The following is a 20,097-nucleotide window of genomic DNA, read 5'->3' as shown; positions in this document are numbered from 1 at the left end:
TGAGATGCCCATAGACGAATTTATCATCAATATCTATTTAATGGTAGAGCAATATTACAAAATAGTCGTCACCAAACCCTTGCGAAGTGCAGGTTACGCGCCAAAGCTAAGTGATCCTGAGGTCATTTGCATGGAGATGGTCGGTGAATTTTTACACCTTGATCAAGACAAACAAATTTGGCAATACTTTACCCAGCATTGGCAAGACTGGTTTCCAGCCATCGGCTCATACCCTAACTTCGCAAAGCATTGCGCAAATCTGTGGCAAGTCAAACAGCGGATACAAGATAACGTCAGTCAAATTGAAGGCCGTGACAACATTCATTTTATGGATGGCTTTCCGATACCCGTCTGTCATTATGGACGCGCTTATCGGCATAAGAATTATCAAGACTTAGCAGCTTTTAGCTACTGTGCCGCTAAGCAAGAGAGGTACTATGGCTTTGAAGGCCATTTGCTTGTTAACTTATCGGGCATGATTAAAGGCTTTACCTTTGCTCCTGCCAATGTTGATGAAAGAGCGGTTGCCCCAGAAATCACCACTCATATTCATGGGCTGCTTGGCGCTGATAAAGGGTATATCAGCCCTAGTCTGACATCGTACTACGACGCTCAAGGCGTGGATTTACAAACGCCACTCAGAGCCAACATGAAAGAGGATAGACCCAAACCTGTGGTAAGGCGGCTAATGAAAGCCCGCCGTATCGTTGAAACAGTCATTGGTCAGCTATCAGAACGATTTAATATACAAAGGGTACGAGCAAGAGATTTATGGCATTTGTCTCATCGATTGATTCGTAAGATTCTTTCACACAATCTGTGCTTTGTACTCAACAAAAAACTTGGTAATCCGCCTCTTCAGTTTGATTTGCTTATTTCAAGTTGAGAGTGGGGTTAATAAAAGGGATTTAATGCTTAGCTTTCCAATTATTTATTATATGGTTAACTAAAATACCTATTTAAACACTTTTGGCTGACTTTATGACTAAAAAAATACTAGTAACTGGCGGCGCAGGCTATATCGGCTCCCACACCTGCATTGCATTGCATCAAGCAGGCTATGAGGTCGTAGGCTACGATAACCTATCTAACAGTAGCTGTGAAGCGATCAATCGTGTCTCTACCCTTGTTGGTCAGCCGATCGATTTTATCAAAGGTGATATTCGTGATGCTGAGTCACTTAGAGAAGCCTTTGCCGCGCATCAATTCTTTGGCGTGATTCACTTCGCTGGATTAAAAGCCGTCGGAGAATCCGTTGCCAAACCCTTGCTATATTATAATAACAACGTCAGTGGCACGATTACTTTACTGGAAGTCATGGCCGAGTACGGTGTTAAAAACCTAGTCTTCTCATCGTCTGCCACTGTCTATGGCGACCCTGAGACTCTGCCTATCGATGAAACCTCGCCGCGCTCTTGTACTAATCCTTATGGACAAAGCAAGCTTGCCGTCGAGCATATCCTAGAAGACTTAGCGATATCGGATGACAGCTGGAGCCTAATTCCTCTTAGATACTTTAATCCAGTCGGGGCACATCCCTCAGGGCAGATCGGCGAAGACCCCAATGACATTCCAAACAACCTCATGCCTTATATCTCGCAAGTCGCCGTCGGTAAGCTGGAGAAGCTCAGTATCTTTGGTAATGACTATCCTACCGTCGATGGTACAGGGGTACGCGACTTTATCCATGTCATCGATCTGGCGCAAGGTCATGTGGCCGCACTTAATTACTTACAGCAACAAGCCAGTTCAAAAAGCGGTTCGGATACAACTAGCTCAGTGGGTTTTTTACCTATTAATCTAGGAACTGGAAAAGGTACCTCAGTATTAGATCTGGTTGCAGCGTTTACCAAAGTATCTAAACAGCCTATTCCTTATCAATTTGCTGCCCGCCGTGCAGGGGATATTGCCAGTTGCTATGCCAGTGCGGACAAAGCCAAAGAGTTATTAGGCTGGCAAGCCAAGCTGTCTATCACTGAGATGTGTCAGGATACTTGGCGTTGGCAAAGCATGAATCCGAATGGTTATGATGAAGCCTAAGCTTTATTGAGCTATCGTCATCTACGGATGATTGCTTACTGTTTTAACTTATCGATTTTACTTTAATTCTACTTTTCTTATTAATATAGCCAATCATATATGAAAAATATCACCCATGCTGTTATCCCCGTCGCCGGTTTTGGCACTCGTATGCTGCCATTATCTAAATCAGTGCCAAAAGAGCTATTGCCATTAGGTAACCGTCCTGCTATTCACTATGTCGTTGAAGAGGCAATTGCCGCTGGTATCAAGCACATTGTCTTAGTCGGCCATGCACAAAAGAGCGCGATTGAAAACTACTTCGATATTAATGCCGAACTGGATAACCAATTGCGTCATAAAGGTAAAGACGAGCTAGCTGACAGCCTAAACTGGCTACCAGACGATGTGACAGTATCGATGATACGTCAAGGCAAGCCGCTAGGGTTGGGTCATGCGGTATTGGCTGCACGTCCCATTATAGGCGCGCATGATTTTGCCGTATTATTGCCCGATGTCGTACTTAATCCGTTTACCAATGATATGTCTGCTGATAATTTAGCCTTTATGATTGATGCTTTTGCTAAAGATAGTCATTCACAAATATTGGTAGATAAAGTCGCCGATGAAGATGTGCATAAATACGGTATCGCCCAATTAAACGAAGCGTTTAGTGCTGCGAGCGATGTCGATGGTAAAACAGATGTGAATGCTAGCTTTAAGGTTGCAGGCTTTGTAGAAAAACCCAGCTTAGCAGAAGCACCTTCAAATTTAGCAGTGGTTGGTCGCTATGTGTTTAGCAATCAAATCTTTGATTATTTGGCCAATACCAAAGCGTCGGTTGGCGGTGAGATTCAGCTGACCGATGCGATTGATGCGCTGATTAGCGAATATGGGGTTAATGTCACGACCATGCGCGGCGACAGCTATGATGCAGGCGATATGCGTTCTTACATGCAAGCATTTATCTATTTTGCCGAGCAGCAATTAGCAGAAGATGAATAGCTGATGGCTGAGATAAAGGGCAATAGCGCTTATAACAGTGCTCGTAACTCCACATACTGGCAACAACTACAAATGCTAGCTAAGCAGCCATGGTCACTAGCAGCCTTGTTTGCGCAAGATGATGAGCGTGCGACGCGTTTTAGCAGGCAAGCTGGTGCGCTATATATGGACTATAGCAAGCAGTGTATTGACGAGACAGTATTAGCTAATCTGTTGAGTCTTGCTGATAGTTGTGATTTACCGGCTCGTATTAAAGCGCTATTACAAGGCGCGATGGTCAATACCAGTGAAGCGCGTGCCGCCTTGCATACAGCGCTACGTCTCCCAGAAACAGCAACGCTACAGCTTGATGGTCAAGATGTCGTCGCGGATGTGCATCAGAGTCTTTCGCAAGTAGCCAGATTATCCGAGCGTGTCCGTAGTGGTACATGGCGCGGGTTTTCGGGTAAGGCGATTACTGATGTGGTGAATATTGGCGTTGGTGGCTCTGATCTTGGGCCACTGATGGCGACTGCGGCGCTCGATGAATGGGCAGATACTGAGATTGAAGTACATTTCGTCTCAAACATGGATGGTACTCAGCTTGATAACTTGCTGAAGCATTTAAATCCTGAAACCACCTTATTTATTATCTCCTCCAAATCCTTTGGTACCATTGATACCTTATCCAATGCTAAGACGGCATTGTCATGGTTGCTTGCCACCGCCAAGCTGCGCGCTGGTACGGAAGACAGTGTGTTACGTCGCCACTTTATTGGTATATCTGCTAATAGTGAAAAAATGAGTGCTTGGGGTATTCATCCTGAGCATCAGCTGCAGCTTTGGGAATGGGTCGGTGGTCGCTTTTCTTTATGGTCGGCGATTGGTCTTGCTATTGCCATTCGTATCGGTATGGCAGGGTTTAAAGCGTTATTAGCGGGTGCGCATAGTATGGATGAGCACTTTGCACAGGCTGATTTTGCAGAAAACTTGCCAGTATTATTAGGCTTGCTTGCTGTTTGGAACAGTACTTTTTTACAGGTTAATGCTCATACCGTATTGCCTTATGATGGTCGTCTTAGCTATTTGCCAAGCTACCTAACCCAGCTTGAGATGGAGAGTAATGGTAAGTCGGTCACTCAGCACGGTGATCATATTGATTATGATACTTGTCCGATTCTGTGGGGCGAGATTGGCTCTAATGCGCAGCATGCTTTTTATCAGTTGCTACATCAAGGTACACAGCAGGTATCGTGTGACTTTATTGCTTGTGTGCGCCGTTATAGTGGTCAATCGCAAAACGCGCCATTACAGCAGCAGCATGAGCTGTCGCTAGCCAATTGTTTGGCACAAAGCCGCGTACTTGCTTTTGGTAATGCAGCGCTCCAAGAGTCCGAGGTGCAAGTAGCGTCTGCTGCGGAAAAATATAAATACTACCGTGGCAATCAGCCGTCAACCACGCTACTGATCGACGAGCTAACGCCGCATAGCTTAGGGGCTTTGGTTGCGCTCTATGAACACAAGGTCTATGTCATGGCCAGCATTTGGGATATTAACCCGTTTGATCAGTGGGGTGTCGAAATGGGTAAGCAAATGGCAGAGTCCGTGCATCAAGCCATGCAGAAAGAAACCGAAGGTCAATTCGATACCTCTACGGACCAGCTGCTACAACACATTAGACAGCTGTCTTAATACGGCTGCCGATACGTAATACAGTTAAAAGGGTAACTCATGAGCGCTGATTCTATAAACGACAATACGGCTAAATATACGCATGCATTTACAGCACAACGTATGAGAAGCAAGCCAGTTTGTGTGCTTGTTGGCCATAGTATTGAAGCCATTACCAGTGCGGTAGTGCTGGCAAGCTTAGGTCAGCGCGTGCATCTTTATGCAGATATTGAGCTATTGACGCAGCAAATAAAACAGTATGGTTTTGAGCATCATTTGCAAGCGCTATGGCAGATGTATGAGCAGCAGCAGGTTATTAGCAGTCAAGCATTACCAGATAGCGCCGACACGTTGATTCATTACTATGAAACGGCGAATTTTAGTGATAGCCGTCATATCAATGAGAGCAATGAGGACAGTGAACGTGGCGAAGCAAGCAACGTTGCGCTTTATTGGTTGTTTTTGGACAGTGTCAAGCCAGCATGGGCAGAAGACAATTGGATTACCGCATTCAATCACAGTCATCAGCAGTCGCTACCTGTGCTTATGAGCGGTATTGAAAAATTAGGAGTTGTCTCAGCACTGGCTCAGCGTTTGCAGCGTGCATGGGTCTACTATGTGCCGTTTGTATTTTTGCAGGACGGCGATGCTTATAGCTCGATGCTGAACCCTTCATTGTGGTTGCTTGGTGAAAAAACCGCCAACAGTAGCCACCATCTAAATATACTGCAGCCTTTAATGCAGCACGCACGCGCCGCCCATCACGCTGATGTCGCAACCATAGAGTTTGCCCGTAGCAGTATCATGGCGATGCTGGCGACGCGAGTGAGTTTTATGAATGAGATGTCACGCTTGGCGGACAGTCAACAGGTCGATATCAAACAAGTCAGTCGTATCATGGGGCTAGACGCGCGCGTTGGTAGCAGTTATCTGCAAGCGGGTTGGGGCTTTGGCGGTAACACCCTACCGACTGAGCTTGCTAAATTGCAGCAGTCTAGCCAAACGCACAGTTTAGATATGCCACTGTTGCAGTCAGTCATGCACATCAACGAAGACCAAAAAGAGCTGATATTCCGTAAATTCTGGCAATATTTTGATGGTTTTATCGATAATAAAACGGTGATGGTTTGGGGCGGTAGTTATAAATCAGGATCGGGGCGTACCGCAGGCTCAGCGATACATCCATTACTAGCATTGCTGTGGTCTTATAATATTCGTACTTTGGTCTATAGCGATAAAGCTCAAGATGAGCTTGCCGCGCTTTATCAGCAGCAACCATTACTTAAATTAATGGCTGATCCTTATGGTCAAATCGATGATGCTCAGGCTATCTTTATTGTCAGTTGGTCGCCACGAGATCAGCTAGATATTGCCAAAATCAATCAGCAAGCGATGCCAATATTTGATGCGCAAAATGCACTGACACGCTCGCAGATAGATAGTTTAGTGGGTGACTATTTGGGTATTGGTCGGTCTAAATATAGTCAGTGAAAAGTCATATCGATACATGACGCACTACTGATATCAATTTTTCTTGCTGGCTGTGCCTACGCAGACAGAGGCTACAAAAAATTGATATCAGCAATACCGTCGCGTTTTTAGGGTATTTTTACTATAGCGCTATTCAAGTTTTTCTGTTATTTAAAAAGCTCGTTGATAATTATCAGCGAGCTTTTTTTTGGCTTTAATTAGGGCGTATTAAATCGTATTCGTTTACGCTGGTACAGCACCTTGCACCGCTAGCCACTGCTGAATCTCTCGAGTTTTAATCGTTAGCAATTCTTTATCACCACGACTTTCGATATTAAGCCTGATTAGTGGCTCGGTATTGGAGGTACGTAGATTAAAGCGCCACTCATCAAAGTTTAGGCTTAAGCCATCAAGGGTCGATTTGGTTGGATTTTCGTGGCTAAATTTTTCTTCAATAGCGTTAATAATCGTCGATGCATCATTTGTTGTGAGACGAAAATTAAGCTCGCCCGAGCTGGGATAAGCTGCAATATAGCCAGTGACCAATTCTGATAGCGTCTTACCCGTGATGGATAATAGCTCAATCGTTAGTAGCCATGGAATCATGCCACTATCGCAGTAGAAGAAGTCACGGAAATAATGATGAGCAGACATCTCGCCGCCATAAACCGCGCCAGAGTTACGCATCACTTGCTTGATAAATGAATGTCCAGACTTACTGATAACAGCCTTGCCGTTATGTTCTTTAATCACCGCTTCAGTGTTATATATCACGCGAGGATCATAGACGATTGACTCATTTGGGTACTTGTTCAAGAATGCTTGCGCCAGCATGCCAACGACGTAGCTGCCATCGATAAACTCACCTTGCTCATCGAATAAAAAACAGCGGTCAAAGTCGCCATCAAAGGCAATCCCAAGGTCGGCTTTGTTTTTCAAAACGGCTTGCTGAGTCGCTACTCTGTTGGCTTCAATCATAGGATTGGGGATGCCATTGGGGAAGCTGCCGTCTGGCGTATGATGCAGTTTAATCACTTCAATGGGTGCGCCTGCTTGTGCCAGCTTGTCAATTAATAAATCAACCACGGGGCCTGCACTACCATTGCCTGAGTTAATAACCAGTTTCAGCGGTTTTAATTTATCGGTATCTATAAAGCTGATGACGTGATTAACATAAGCACTTTTATCAGTCAATAATTGCAACGTTCCTGATTGGTTTTCAGTGGTAAATTGCCCAGATTCTGCCAATGCTTGAATCTCTGCTAAACCATCATCGGCGCTAATGGGTTTTGAATGTTCCTTAACCAGTTTTAAGCCATTATAATTGATAGGATTATGACTGGCAGTGACTTCGATGCCGCCTAATGCTTGATAGTGACTGGTGGCAAAATACACTTCTTCGGTACCGCTCATGCCTAAATCAATGACATCAACACCTGCATCTAGCATACCTTTGAGAGTCGCTTGTTTTAATTGCTCGCTTGAATGGCGAATATCACTACCGATAACGATGGCAGGTTTTAGTGCTGCCAGATCACTCTTTTGATCAGATGCTGCGTGATAGCGCTGAAACAAAATCTGCGCAAAGGCGCGACCAATACGGTAAGCAATGGCTTCATCGAGATTTACCCCAAGCTCACCGCGAATATCATAGGCTTTAAATGAATCGATAATAATAGGATTGAATTCAGTCGCTGGCTGATAGTTAGTGGTCGCAGACGTAGACATAATGATAAAATTCCTTGCGCGTGAGCAGTGATAAAATAATAAAGTAGATAGCACAATTATAGGCTATTAAGCGTTCAATGCTACACTAATGACTAAATCGTTATTAAGTTAACGTGACTCTATTCAATAACAACGAAAAGTATAAGAGCACCCTTTATGAGTACCGTAGAAAACAAAATCGCAGCACCCAAACCTGTGCAAGGCACGCCAGAAGCAAGCGGGCAACTTGATGACCTGTTGACACTGATGGCAAGATTGCGCGCCGACTGTCCGTGGGATAAAAAGCAAAGCAATCATAGCCTCATTCCGTATGCGATTGAAGAAGCTTATGAGCTTGGTGAAGCGGTACAAAGCGATGATGATGAAGATATCAAAGGCGAGCTTGGTGATGTGTTGCTGCAAGTGGTTTTTCATTGCCAGATGTATGCGGAGCAAGGGCGTTTTGATATGGGCGATGTCATGACTACTTTACAAGAAAAGCTGATTCGCCGTCATCCGCATGTGTTTGAGGCTGAAAGTCTTGAAGATGACGTGGCGGTAAAAGCTCGTTGGGATGAGATTAAGGCAGAGGAGCAGCAAGCGCGCGAGGCACGTGGTAAACCCAAACGTCGTCTAGACAATACCAAAGCGGGCAGTGCGCTCATGCAGGCGCAGGATGTACAAAAGCAGGCGTCAAAATTAGGCTTTGATTGGGAAGGGGTCAGCGGCGCTTTTGATAAGTTGGATGAAGAGATTGCCGAGCTAAAAAATGAGCTGACAAATACGTCTAAAACAGATATGTCTAAAGAAGCTGACAAATATGACATAAACAAAGCCAATATCAGAGAGATTGAAAAAGAGCTGGGCGATTGCCTGTTTGCGCTGGTCAATGTGGCGCGTAAACTGAACCTTGATGCTGAGACAGCGACCCTTACTTGTGTGCATAAATTCAAATCACGTTTTGGCTATATTGAGGAGCATTTGGCTGCGGCTGGCAAGCGTGTCGAGGACAGCGATATAACAGAAATGGATGCATTATGGGAAGCGGCGAAACGATATGAACGATCGTCATGAACGCTTATCATAAAGTCTCGTTTGCTAGGTTTACCAGTTTGAACAGCTTAATATCTAGCGCTGCTTGTTGTCTAGCCTTGATTATCCTGACTTTTAGCAATGCACACGCCGCGCCCTGTTTTGATAATCCACAAAGCGCTTATGCGTACCTGTTGGCACAAGAGAGTGCTAAAACAGAGGCGCGCGATCAATCTACCGTCAATATCAATCGTGCTAGTGAAGGTGAGCTCGTTTCATTAAACGGTATCGGTAGTAGTAAAGCCCAAGCGATTATTTTATATCGCGACATGTTTGGCGATTTTAAGACAGTGGATGAGTTAGCAAAGGTAAAAGGTATTGGCGCAAAAACGATTGAGAAAAATCGAGCCCGTTTACGCGTGCAAGATTAATAGCATTATTTTGCATTAATTAACCCCAATATTGACAAAATAGCACGTAACTAAATGTCATAACGCACCTACCACGCGCAAAATTTGTTAAACTAGCAGTTACATCCGCCTGATAAACGCTGTGTTGATCAGGGGTGGTTAAAGAATACCGGCGAGGAGTAGATGCATGGCCGAGCGTGCCGCCAAGCAGTTAGAACTGAATAAATCTGAATTACCCAATTCCATTACTGAAGTAATTGCCACCTTAACCCGAGCAGGGTTTGACGCCTATATCGTCGGCGGCGGTGTGCGTGACACTTTATTGGGTTTGCGCCCAAAAGACTTTGACGCTGTCACTGATGCCAAGCCGCATGAGATCAAAGACGTCTTTGGTAAGCGCTGCCGCATTATCGGTCGCCGCTTTCAGTTGGCGCATGTGTATTCAGGTCGTGAGCTGATCGAAGTCGCTACCTTTCGTGGTCCGCCGACCAGCAGTGGTACCACCAATCAAGACGGTATGATTCTGCGTGATAACGTTTGGGGCGATATCCAACAAGACTTCTCTCGTCGTGATTTTTCGATCAATGCGCTTTATTATCAGCCACTAAAAGGTGTGGTGCATGATTTTTGCGGTGCGCTTGAAGACATTGATAATAGAATCATTCGCCTATTAGGCCATGCGCCCGTTCGTATCGAAGAAGATCCGGTAAGACTATTGCGGGCGTTACGTTTTAAAGCCAAGCTCGGTTTTGAGTTTGATGACGAGTTAGCCGATCAGTTTCATGATGGTAACTGGGCGCTGCTTGAGCAAATATCACCGCATCGCCTCTATGATGAAACGCAAAAGATGTTTACCGGTGGTTATTTGGTGCCATTATTACCGCTATTATTTGAGTCGGGCGCGATTGATAGTTTAATTATTTATCCGCCTTCTGAGCCTAGCGCTTTAGTGAAACAAGTGGCCATTAATACTGACAAACGCATTGCAGCGGGCAAAAGTATCAATCCAGCATTTTTCTATGCAGCCATATTATGGGAAAACTATCTGCATCAGTTAGAAAAAGCTAAAAAGCGCAATATGCCATTTGCTGAAGCGCAGATGCATGCGGCTGGCAAGGTCATTGACCGTCAACGTATTAAAACCGCTATTCCTAAATTTGCTGAGCAATTTATCCGTGATATTTGGATATTGCAGCCAAAACTTGCAGCCCCGCGTAGCAAGCAAATTGTCCAGCTCTCTGAGCATCCTCGCTTCCGTGCAGGCTTTGACTTTTTATTATTGCGTGAGCAGTGCGGTGATGCTGAGCATCCATTATCAGAATCGACCAACGACATGGGCGACTGGTGGCAAACTTATCAAACCTTGTCTGTATCAGAGCAGGAACAAGCGATTGATGAGTTTGATGAAAATATTCGTCGCGGCGCCTATAAAAAAGGGCAGCGTGGTGGACGCGGACGTAATCGTCAAAAGCCAGAATCAAATACAGCCGATGAGTCGGTATCTAATCAACAAAACACTAAGCGTAGCAAAGCCAATGGCAGCAATGAAAAGCATGGCCTTGAAAGAAATGGCACTGAAAAAAATGGCAATGAGCAGAACGTGGTGAACGATGCGTCAAATATCCCATCACGTCGTCGCCGGGCCGCCAGCCAGTCTACAGCTGCTAAGCAATCTGACAGCAGTAAAGACACAGGTTATAACGCGCAGCAGGTCAAACAAGACAGTAATGAGCTTGCTCAGCTACAGCAGTTGTCTCTTGCTAGTAGCGGTAACCGAGCGGCAAATAAGCGCCATCATTCCAAGCCTGCGCCATTGTTTGTGATCGAGCATGAAAAAGTCGTGCCGCCATTACAAAAGCAGCTAGCAAGTGCTGATAAGCCTAAGCCTCGTCAAGAGTCCGTGCAGAAAAAAGCAGTGATGTCGAGTCCAACAGCTGAGAAAGATCTACCTAGTCAGAATGCTAACTTTGATAGTAAAGCTGATGGTAAAGCTGATCGCTCAAATAAGGCTCAGCAACCTAAGGATAAACAACCAGAGGTTACGTCACCTGCAGCCAATAGTTATCCGACCCGTTCGGTGGCAAGGTCACCGGCGCTAGTCAGTATGAATAACGAGCCGATACCGCATAAGCGTCGTCGCCGTGAGCCTACGGTAGACGTTGATAATAGTGCAAGCACGGCAGAAAAGTCGCCAACTAGCGATAACGGACAAACTGCTAAGAAATACGCGAAGAAAGCGCCTAAGCCAGCTGCTCAACCTGCTAGTAATGCTAATACTAAAGCTGAGAAAACGGTAGAGCATGTAGAAGCTTCGCCAGAAAACAAGACAGGAACTAATAAAGCGACTACGCCTGCGAAAGCTAAGAGATCAGCTAAAACGACAGGGTCAAAGTCTGCCAATAGCAAGACAGTTACTAGTAAAGCAAGTGACAAGGTTAATGGCAATAAGGCAACTGACACTAAAGTAACTGATAATAAAGGCCCTGTACCATCGAAACGCCGTCGTCGTCAGCCCAGTACCGATAATGTCTAGTATTGATAAACGACCTTAACCGATATTGATGATGGTGATGGACCGCAGGTTTTAGAGTAAAGTGCTCATGATAAAAAATCACTTTAATAAAAGTGCTAAGTGTCATAATAAAACACCTGACGAGACGGACAAGGCGACTTGGGTTAGCTGTTATGTGGGCTTAGGTAGCAATCTAACCAATGAGTTAGGCTCGCCGGTAGAGCACTTACAGCAGGCATTGCAAGGGTTGCGAGAGCATGAGCAAATACGTGAGGTTCGAGTATCCTCATTTTATGCCTCAGCGCCTATGGGGCCACAAGACCAGCCCGACTTTGTTAATGCTGTCGCTGGTTTTAAGACAATATTGCCGCCTTTTGAGTTGCTTACATTTTGCCAGCAGCTAGAAGAGCACGCTAAGCGGGCACGCTTACGTCATTGGGGTGAGCGTAGTTTGGACGTTGATATCTTATTGTATGGCGACGTACAACTTGCGGAGCCGCAGCTGACCATACCGCACGCTGGACTGCTTGAGCGTAATTTTGTCCTGATACCGCTGCGAGAGCTCGCGCCAAAGCTGACGATTGCAGGAAAACCGATAGACAGCTATCCGCAAAGTCATGATCGGACAGGCTTACAATTATTATCGAGCGACTGATAATGCTTCTAATCACAGGCGCGATGATAATTAGAGATATCTATACATAAAAGCATTGATAAATAAAGGCATTGCAGATTAATTGAGAATCATATGACGACGTTATCTACTTTAAAAAAATTCAAAAGAGAAGACACCAAGTTTACTTGCTTAACGTGCTATGACTCGATGTTTGCACGCATGATGGACAAGGCACAGATCGATACTATTTTGATTGGTGATAGCTTGGGTATGGTGGTACAAGGCCACGACTCAACGTTGCCCGTGACCGTTGATGATATGGCTTATCATACAGCCAATATTGCCCGTAGTAATCAGCATGCTCTGATTTTAGCTGACCTACCATTTATGAGTTATGTGACGTTGCCAGAAGCGATCGCTAATAGTCGCAAGTTGATGCAAGCAGGCGCACATGTCATAAAGATTGAAGGTGGTAGTGAGCTTTGTGATTTGGTCACGACCTTAGCGCAAGCAGGCACGCCTACTTGTGTCCATCTTGGCTTGACTCCGCAATCGGTCAACGTTTTTGGCGGCTATAAAATCCAAGGTCGCGGTGATGAAGCGGCTGATAAGTTGCTGGCGGACGCCAAAGCGGTCGTTGCTGCAGGCGCTGCCTTGCTCGTATTAGAATGTGTGCCTGCTGAGCTCGCCAAAGCCGTAACAGAAGCGGTTACAGCACCGGTGATTGGCATTGGCGCTGGTGCAGATACGGATGGTCAAGTGTTGGTCATGCATGACATGCTGGGTATGGTGCATGGACGCGTGCCGCGCTTTGTTCATGACTTTTTAACTGATGATCGTAACAGTGCGCGCAGTATTGAAGGCGCCTTTGCCCTTTATCAGCAGTCAGTACGCGAAGGCAGTTTCCCAACAGAGCAGCACCAATTTAGCTAGTCTGTAGCGCTAGTATTAATAAGTCTTTTGGTTTTTACGATTATCAGTAGAAGAATATTTAACGATGCCAATCATTTATCAGCAGATTTCAGAGTTGCGCGCCGCGCTACAGCCTTATCGTGGTCAAAGAAATGATAAGCCAGATAGCGCTCAGCGTATTGCCTTAGTACCAACGATGGGCAACCTGCATGAAGGTCATCTTGAGCTGGTCAGCATTGCTAAACAGCATGCCGATATCGTGGTGGTAAGTATTTTCGTCAATCCTACCCAGTTTGGGGAAGGAGAGGACTTTGAGAGTTATCCACGCACATTAGATGAAGATGTCGCCAAGCTAGCAACAGTTGGTACGGACTATGTCTTTGCCCCAAGTATCGCTGAGATGTACCCAGTAATGCCGCCACCGACCTCTGTTCTTGCTGGCGGCATTACCACGCAATTATGTGGTCAATCGCGCCCTGGGCACTTTGATGGTGTGGGCATTGTTGTCTCCAAGTTATTTAATATCGTGCAACCTGGTGTGGCAGTATTTGGACAAAAAGATTACCAGCAATTAGCCATCATTAAGCAACTGGTGCGTGATTTAAGCTATCCCATTGAGATTGTTGGTGCGCCTATTGTGCGTGCTGCTGACGGCTTGGCGCTATCTTCGCGCAATCAATACTTGAGCGCAGCTGAGCGAGAAACAGCCCCCGTGCTTCATGCAGAGCTGCAACGTCTAGCACAGCAGTTAATGAGTAATAAACTGAGTATGCCAGAATTTGAAGCGTTACTTGCAGAGACGTCTCAGCGTATTAGTAACGCTGGCTTCAACATTGACTATCTAGAAGTAAAAACAGATGCGCTGAAATCGGTCATTAATGATGCCGAAGTTTTTAATGTGGAAAACGAGAATTTGATTATCCTCGTCGCAGCTTGGCTAGGGCGGGCACGCTTGTTGGACAACCAAGTAGTAACGGTACATTAACCGTTATGACACAGTAATTTGACGGATGCAATGGACAGGGTAACGGATCATGGATGCCAGTAACGATAAAAGCGACAGTAAAAAAAACAGTAAAAGCAACGAGAAAGCAGAGCAGAAAATGCTTGCTGCCCCGAACGATGAGCGGCTAAGTATTTTAGTCGTATCGGGTCGTTCCGGCTCGGGTAAAACGTCTGTATTAAATATCTTAGAAGATTTGGGTTATTATTCTATTGATAATCTACCCTTGTCGTTAGTGCCTGATGCTGCTAAGAAACTGGTCAGCGATAGTGGTATTAAGCGTATCGCCCTTGGTGTGGATATTCGGACGCCGCGCGCTGATTTGTCTAACTTTGCAGCGACCCATGCTATCCTAAAACAGACTTATGGTAAGCAGGCTGTTGAAGTGCTATATGTGACCGCGCAAGAGAGCACTTTGGTCGCACGCTTTAATGCGACGCGCCGTGTCCATCCGTTAATGTCACAAGATATTGACAGTGATAATGCTCGGCATATTGCTTTTAATCTACCGGCCGCGATCAAAAAAGAGGTTGAGCTGTTAGAACCTATTGCCAGCCATGCCGATATCAAAATTGATACTAGTATGCTGAATATCCATCAGCTCAAAGACACACTGCGTGCTTATGTCGGTATGGACAATCAAATTGTCATTAATTTGCTGTCTTTTGGCTTTAAGTACGGTAACCCAGTGGATGCTGACTTTATATTTGATGTTAGGATTTTGCCAAATCCACACTGGAATCCTGAGCTACGCGCCTTGACTGGTCTTGACTCTGAAGTCGACGCATTCTTTGCAGATTATCCAGAAGTGGCTGAGATGACCGATGATCTCGATAAATTTTTAAGTCGTTGGCTGCCCGACTTTTTACACAATAACCGCCATACGGTGACAGTAGCGATTGGCTGCACGGGCGGTAAGCACCGCTCCGTATTTATTACCGATATCTTACAGCGACGTCTGGCTGCTGCAATGCCGCAAGGCGTGAAAGTTGTAGCGAAACATCGCGAAAAAAGTCGTTGGTAGTGATTATCAATGGCTAAAGAATCTATTCATTTTATTATTTTGGAACGCTTTTATGATTGACTGGTCAGAACATGATATGCGCGTCTCGCGCACAGAACTCAAAAAATCCCATGAGCGCTTGCAACAATTATCGATACCCCTCGCCAGCTTGTCGAAAAAACAGCTCAAAAACTTGCCAGCCAGTGATTATTTTATGGCGGAGTTGATAGCATTAGCAGACATTACCAGTGCCAATGCGCGTATTAGACAGACCAAGCGCGTCGGTAAATTGATCAGCGAAGAAAACCGCCATGAATTGGTAAAAGCCTTATTCGATGCTTACTTTCCAAAAGAACAAGTCTCTAAAATAGAAAGCTGGTCTGAACGTCTAAATATCAATGACGAAGGCACGCTAAAGCAGTTTGTCAAACAATATAAAGTCTCTGAGCGTAATAGCCTGTATCAATTATTGCTTTGGATTGAATACGCCAAGCACACGCAGGATGATGAGCTGATGCTGGAGTCTAAAGCAGATTTGGCCAGCTATATCCGCGAAGTGACCATCTTATCGGATTTAAAAGGCTAGTTATTCTATAGTTGATTCAATTTAAAAGTAGTACAAGACAACCGAGTGTAGATGTTTCTATATTACTTTTCACTCACTATACCAATAGCAGCATAGCGATTATCTGCACAACTACTAATAACTGTACTGAAAAATAAGCTTATCAAAATGCAAATACAAAAAAGCCAATCGTTAATGATTGGCTTTTTTAGTACAGCGTTAATACGGTTTAATTAAATATAATTAACGCTTATTTTTTCTCGGCACGTGCTTTATCAACTAAGTAATCAACCACTTTAGGTACTTTGGCATCTCCACCAGTGACGACATATTTGCCTTGTACCACAACGGCTGGTACACCAGACAGCTGATAGCGCTTAGCGCCTGCTTGTGAGCGACCGATTTTGGTACCTACAGCAAATGAGTTATAAAGGCTGTTGAATTTCTTTTGGTCAACGCCTTGGGCTGCGTACCATTTGCTTAATGAGGCTTGATCAAACAGCTTTTTGCCATCTTTATGAATCGCATCAAAGAGCGCATCATGGGTTTTGTTTTCATAGCCTAACAGCTGAGCGGCATAAAAACCACGGGCACTGGCTTCCCAAACAGGGTTGAGCGCTGCTGGAGTTTTGAAGAAAGCCACATCTTTGTCTTTATTTTTTGCCCATTTTTCCATATGAGGATTAAGCGCGTTACAGTGCGGGCAACCATACCAAAAAAACTCACGGACAATAATAGCATCACCAGTGATTTTTTCTGGATTGTCTAGCACGCGATAGTCTTTTCCGGCGACATAATCGGCTGCTTGGGCGCCCATGCTGGCTATTCCAATAGCAAAAGTCAGACCAGTCAATGCAATGACACGTTTCATACTTTTTCCTTGAGGGGTAGAGGCTGAGAGTTTTTAGGAGTTTCTATAGGTTTGATAATATAAATGACAAAGCGTCTAGTATAATCAACCTATATCAGAGTACCGACTATAATAACGTAAAACAGGTATGGTTGTGAACCCGATTCTTAACTAACGGTTGTAAAGCTGTGAGCTATTATTTAAGGTATCTTACTTAACAGTACCTATGACTCTTATGACTAAAAATTTTATCATATAACGTTTGCAAAGAGGCTTTTTAGATATCGGTTACCATCAAGTTAGCACTGCGCTATAGACATGATATGTAAGTATTTTCTGCTTTTACTCACAATCGGTGACGATGTACTCACGACAAAACTGGCGCTCGCATGCTAATATTAAGGGTATAATTCTGTACTGTATCCGATAATAACTCTAAAGGAAAACGCTATGAGCTCAGCTTTATCTTCTTCGCCTGCTTTGAATGATCAAGCGAACAGCCGTTTCGATACTGCTAATATTGTTGCTAATGATACTATTTCTAACGATACGGCTGCCACGATAAATGTAGATCCTAGCGAAGTCGACAAGTTCAATAAACTGGCGAGCGAATGGTGGAGTAATACGGGCGCGTTTGCGACCTTGCATGAAATCAACCCACTGCGCCTGAACTGGATAGAAGAAAATGTTAAGCGCGGCTATCAAAATAGCGATGATAGTACAAACGCTAATAAGACTGCAGAGATGGGATTGACGGGCAAAAAAGTGCTCGATGTCGGTTGCGGCGGTGGCATATTATCTGAATCGATGGCACGTCGCGGTGCTGATGTGACCGGTATCGACCTAGGGACTGAAAACCTAAAGGCGGCGACGATTCATGCAGAGCAAAGTGGTTTAGACAAGACGCTTCGCTATCAGCATATCCCAGTAGAAGATTTGGCCAAAACCCATGCGGGTCAGTTTGATGTGGTGACCTGTATGGAAATGCTTGAGCATGTGCCTGATCCAAGCTCGATTGTGCAAGCTTGTTTTGCCCTATTAGCGCCTGGTGGTGTTTGTGTGCTATCGACGATTAACCGCAATCCTAAGTCATATCTGTTTGCTATCGTGGGCGCCGAATACGTATTGCGTTTACTGGATCGTGGCACCCATGACTATGCCAAATTTATCACGCCTGCTGAGCTTGATAAGATGGCGGTTACTGCTGGATTTACGCGCCAAGATATTACCGGACTACATTATAATCCACTGACTAAGCGCTATTGGCTGGCACAAAATGTCGATGTCAACTATATGATAGCGGTACAAAAACCAATGGCTTAATAGCTTAACTAATTGCCTACTGTCCCATCATTAATGCGCCAAACACCTCACCAATTAAAAGAGTATGCCTTATGAGCCAATTCGTCAAAGCCGTTTTATTTGACCTTGATGGGACGCTAATCGATACCGCTGCCGACTTCGTACGGATTATTGCTAAAATGAGCCGCGAAAATGATTGGCAAGCCCCACCTGAAGCACTTATTCGAGAGCAAGTCTCTGCTGGTGCGTCAGCCATGGTCAAGCTTATGCTGCATCAAAACGGTCAAGACAGTGTCAGCGAAGAAGCTTTACTTGGCTTTCGCCAGCAGTTTTTAGATGATTATGGAGCAGAGATTTGTGTGGACAGCTGTGTATTTAGCGAACTAGAAGAGGTCCTGACCACGCTTGAGAAAAAAGGTGTGCCTTGGGGTATTGTGACCAATAAGCCGCGTTATCTAGCAGAGCAGCTGTTACAGAAAATGCAGTTGGATGAGCGCTGTGCTGCCTTGGTCTGTCCTGAAGATGTATCGCGCCCTAAGCCTGATCCAGAGCCGATGTATATGGCATTAGAAAAACTTGGTATCCCGCGCGGCGCTGCTGGTTGCGTGCTCTATGTAGGGGATCATATACGCGATATCGATGCTGGCAATGCCGCTGGTATGTCAACAATTTTGGCCGCTTATGGCTATATTCCGCCGCAAGATCAAAAAAACCTTAAGAAGTGGGGCGCTGATTATATTACGGATACCCCTGAGCAGTTGAATAAGCTATTACTGTCTTCTGGTAAGTTTGAATATTTATAACTAAAACACTTATCAATAAATCAGTCATAAAAAAGCATTTACAAGCAAATATCTTATAAATATGTAATCTTAAATATTTGCTCGTAAACGCGCATCTCTGAAAATAAACGCTTTTGAACGCAAATACCTCTAATAATAAATAATACGCAGTGAGTCATACTATGAGTGACAATGTTAAACAGTCAGCGACCGAGCAGAATCATCAAGCAGCCGCGCAAAATCCTAGACAGCCTTTAACGCACGACGATATTCGTCAGTTTGTGCCACCTGTTGACTGTTTAGACGGCAAGACTATCTTGGTCACAGGGGCAGGTGATGGTATTGGGCGCGTCGCCGCTTTAACCTACGCCCGTTATGGTGCTACGGTACTATTATTGGGTCGCACAAGTAGCAAACTTGAATACGTCTATGATGAGATTGAGAGCTTGGGTGGCAAGCAGCCAGCCATGCTACCGATGAATTTAGAAGGCGCAACTTACGCAGATATGCAGCAGTTAGAAGGCCTGATTAATAAAGAAGTGGGTCAGCTCGATGGTATCTTACATAATGCTGGCATGCTTGGGCAATTGACGCCGCTTGAGATGTATGACGTCGATATCTTTGCCCAAGTGATGAAGGTCAATTTTACGGCGACTTTTATGCTCACGCAAGCGTTGTTACCGCTATTAAAAGATGCTGATCATGGCTCTATTGTCTTTACGTCTAGCACGGTTGGTACCCATCCTCGTGCATTTTGGGGCGCTTATGCACTCTCCAAGCAAGCCGTCGAAGGGATGAGTGATATCTTTACTCAAGAGACGCAAAATACCACGAATTTGCGGTTTAACTGTATCAATCCTGGTGGAACGCGTACCAATATGCGCGCTCATGCTTATCCAGGAGAAAATCCCATGAGTTTAAAAACGCCGGAAGACATCATGTCAGCCTACGTCTGCTTGATGAGTAACGAAAGTATTGGTGTACGCGGGCAAGTGGTTGAGCTACAGCCAAAAGATTAAGAGGTGTTACTTAAACTTGCATGAATACAAAGCGTAAAAGTAATTTGGGTAGCTATAGTTGATACTAAATGAAATAGATGCGTCGTACTAGGATGCGAAACTGGTATAAATTTTCTTTAGTTGCTTGATGTGCTAATAGAAGCTACAAAAAATATATACCAACAGCAAGATATCTGTTTTATAGTAAATACGACTCTGTTTTTTGTCAAAACTACCAATGATTTTTACTTAGGATAATAC

The 20,097-nt window shown here is 44.7% G+C and carries 18 protein-coding genes; 16 read left to right on the top strand and 2 right to left on the bottom strand.

All coding sequences use genetic code 11. From position 1 onward, the window contains the following. The first annotated feature begins 4 nt into the window (after nucleotides 1-4). The 5 genes from W293_RS0103595 (at nucleotide 5) to W293_RS0103575 (ending at nucleotide 6,165) form a co-directional block, all read left to right on the top strand. Complete coding sequence (locus W293_RS0103595; RefSeq protein WP_025651136.1) at nucleotides 5-886, top strand: IS982 family transposase; 882 nt, start codon at nucleotides 5-7, stop codon at nucleotides 884-886. 95 nt (nucleotides 887-981) lie between these two features. Then, entirely contained in the window at nucleotides 982-2,040 is a 1,059-nt protein-coding gene (gene galE / locus W293_RS0103590) for a UDP-glucose 4-epimerase GalE (RefSeq protein ID WP_025651135.1), read from the top strand. Between the two features lie 99 nt (nucleotides 2,041-2,139). Next, complete coding sequence (locus W293_RS0103585) at nucleotides 2,140-3,024, top strand: UTP--glucose-1-phosphate uridylyltransferase (RefSeq protein WP_025651133.1); 885 nt, start codon at nucleotides 2,140-2,142, stop codon at nucleotides 3,022-3,024. A gap of 3 nt (nucleotides 3,025-3,027) precedes the next feature. Further along, nucleotides 3,028-4,695, top strand: a complete 1,668-nt coding sequence (gene pgi / locus W293_RS0103580; protein WP_025651132.1) for a glucose-6-phosphate isomerase — start codon at nucleotides 3,028-3,030, stop codon at nucleotides 4,693-4,695. A gap of 102 nt (nucleotides 4,696-4,797) precedes the next feature. After that, nucleotides 4,798-6,165, top strand: coding sequence for a UDP-glucose 6-dehydrogenase (locus tag W293_RS0103575; RefSeq protein WP_025651131.1), 1,368 nt, complete (start codon nucleotides 4,798-4,800; stop codon nucleotides 6,163-6,165). Between the two features lie 222 nt (nucleotides 6,166-6,387). On the opposite strand, the gene W293_RS0103570 is transcribed toward W293_RS0103575, so the two are convergent. Beyond that, entirely contained in the window at nucleotides 6,388-7,872 is a 1,485-nt protein-coding gene (locus tag W293_RS0103570) for a phosphomannomutase/phosphoglucomutase (protein ID WP_025651130.1), read from the bottom strand. Nucleotides 7,873-8,028: 156 nt separating this feature from the next. On the opposite strand from W293_RS0103570, the gene mazG reads away from it, so the two are divergent. The 8 genes from mazG (at nucleotide 8,029) to yjgA (ending at nucleotide 15,925) form a co-directional block, all read left to right on the top strand. Next, complete coding sequence (mazG, locus tag W293_RS0103565) at nucleotides 8,029-8,925, top strand: nucleoside triphosphate pyrophosphohydrolase (protein WP_025651129.1); 897 nt, start codon at nucleotides 8,029-8,031, stop codon at nucleotides 8,923-8,925. Beyond that, a complete protein-coding gene (locus W293_RS0103560) occupies nucleotides 8,922-9,314 on the top strand; it encodes a ComEA family DNA-binding protein (RefSeq protein WP_025651128.1) in 393 nt (130 codons plus the stop codon). The genes mazG and W293_RS0103560 overlap by 4 nt, the downstream gene beginning before the upstream one ends. A gap of 166 nt (nucleotides 9,315-9,480) precedes the next feature. Continuing rightward, the gene (pcnB, locus tag W293_RS0103555) at nucleotides 9,481-11,826 is read left to right on the top strand and encodes a polynucleotide adenylyltransferase PcnB (protein WP_025651127.1); all 2,346 of its coding nucleotides are present in this window, start codon (nucleotides 9,481-9,483) and stop codon (nucleotides 11,824-11,826) included. Nucleotides 11,827-11,893: 67 nt separating this feature from the next. After that, the gene (gene folK / locus W293_RS0103550) at nucleotides 11,894-12,460 is read left to right on the top strand and encodes a 2-amino-4-hydroxy-6-hydroxymethyldihydropteridine diphosphokinase (protein WP_025651126.1); all 567 of its coding nucleotides are present in this window, start codon (nucleotides 11,894-11,896) and stop codon (nucleotides 12,458-12,460) included. A gap of 93 nt (nucleotides 12,461-12,553) precedes the next feature. After that, entirely contained in the window at nucleotides 12,554-13,354 is an 801-nt protein-coding gene (gene panB / locus W293_RS0103545; protein ID WP_025651125.1) for a 3-methyl-2-oxobutanoate hydroxymethyltransferase, read from the top strand. A gap of 64 nt (nucleotides 13,355-13,418) precedes the next feature. Beyond that, the gene (gene panC / locus W293_RS0103540) at nucleotides 13,419-14,318 is read left to right on the top strand and encodes a pantoate--beta-alanine ligase (protein ID WP_025651124.1); all 900 of its coding nucleotides are present in this window, start codon (nucleotides 13,419-13,421) and stop codon (nucleotides 14,316-14,318) included. Nucleotides 14,319-14,436: 118 nt separating this feature from the next. After that, entirely contained in the window at nucleotides 14,437-15,360 is a 924-nt protein-coding gene (gene rapZ, locus W293_RS0103535; protein ID WP_037024744.1) for an RNase adapter RapZ, read from the top strand. 52 nt (nucleotides 15,361-15,412) lie between these two features. Then, the gene (yjgA, locus tag W293_RS0103530; RefSeq protein WP_025651122.1) at nucleotides 15,413-15,925 is read left to right on the top strand and encodes a ribosome biogenesis factor YjgA; all 513 of its coding nucleotides are present in this window, start codon (nucleotides 15,413-15,415) and stop codon (nucleotides 15,923-15,925) included. Nucleotides 15,926-16,154: 229 nt separating this feature from the next. On the opposite strand, the gene W293_RS0103525 is transcribed toward yjgA, so the two are convergent. Then, a complete protein-coding gene (locus W293_RS0103525) occupies nucleotides 16,155-16,775 on the bottom strand; it encodes a thiol:disulfide interchange protein DsbA/DsbL (protein WP_025651121.1) in 621 nt (206 codons plus the stop codon). A 429-nt stretch (nucleotides 16,776-17,204) separates the two neighbouring features. Between W293_RS0103525 and ubiG the strand changes: the two genes are divergently transcribed. From ubiG to W293_RS0103510, 3 genes are all read left to right on the top strand, one after another. Beyond that, nucleotides 17,205-18,077, top strand: a complete 873-nt coding sequence (ubiG, locus tag W293_RS0103520; RefSeq protein ID WP_025651120.1) for a bifunctional 2-polyprenyl-6-hydroxyphenol methylase/3-demethylubiquinol 3-O-methyltransferase UbiG — start codon at nucleotides 17,205-17,207, stop codon at nucleotides 18,075-18,077. A 71-nt stretch (nucleotides 18,078-18,148) separates the two neighbouring features. After that, a complete protein-coding gene (locus tag W293_RS0103515) occupies nucleotides 18,149-18,859 on the top strand; it encodes an HAD family hydrolase (RefSeq protein WP_025651119.1) in 711 nt (236 codons plus the stop codon). A 161-nt stretch (nucleotides 18,860-19,020) separates the two neighbouring features. Then, nucleotides 19,021-19,857, top strand: coding sequence for a YciK family oxidoreductase (locus tag W293_RS0103510; protein WP_025651118.1), 837 nt, complete (start codon nucleotides 19,021-19,023; stop codon nucleotides 19,855-19,857). Nucleotides 19,858-20,097 lie beyond the last annotated feature (240 nt).

It is taken from the genome of Psychrobacter sp. TB67, assembly GCF_000511065.1.
Taxonomy (GTDB): Bacteria; Pseudomonadota; Gammaproteobacteria; order Pseudomonadales; family Moraxellaceae; genus Psychrobacter; species Psychrobacter okhotskensis.
This window is presented reverse-complemented; position numbering and strand designations above follow the sequence as displayed.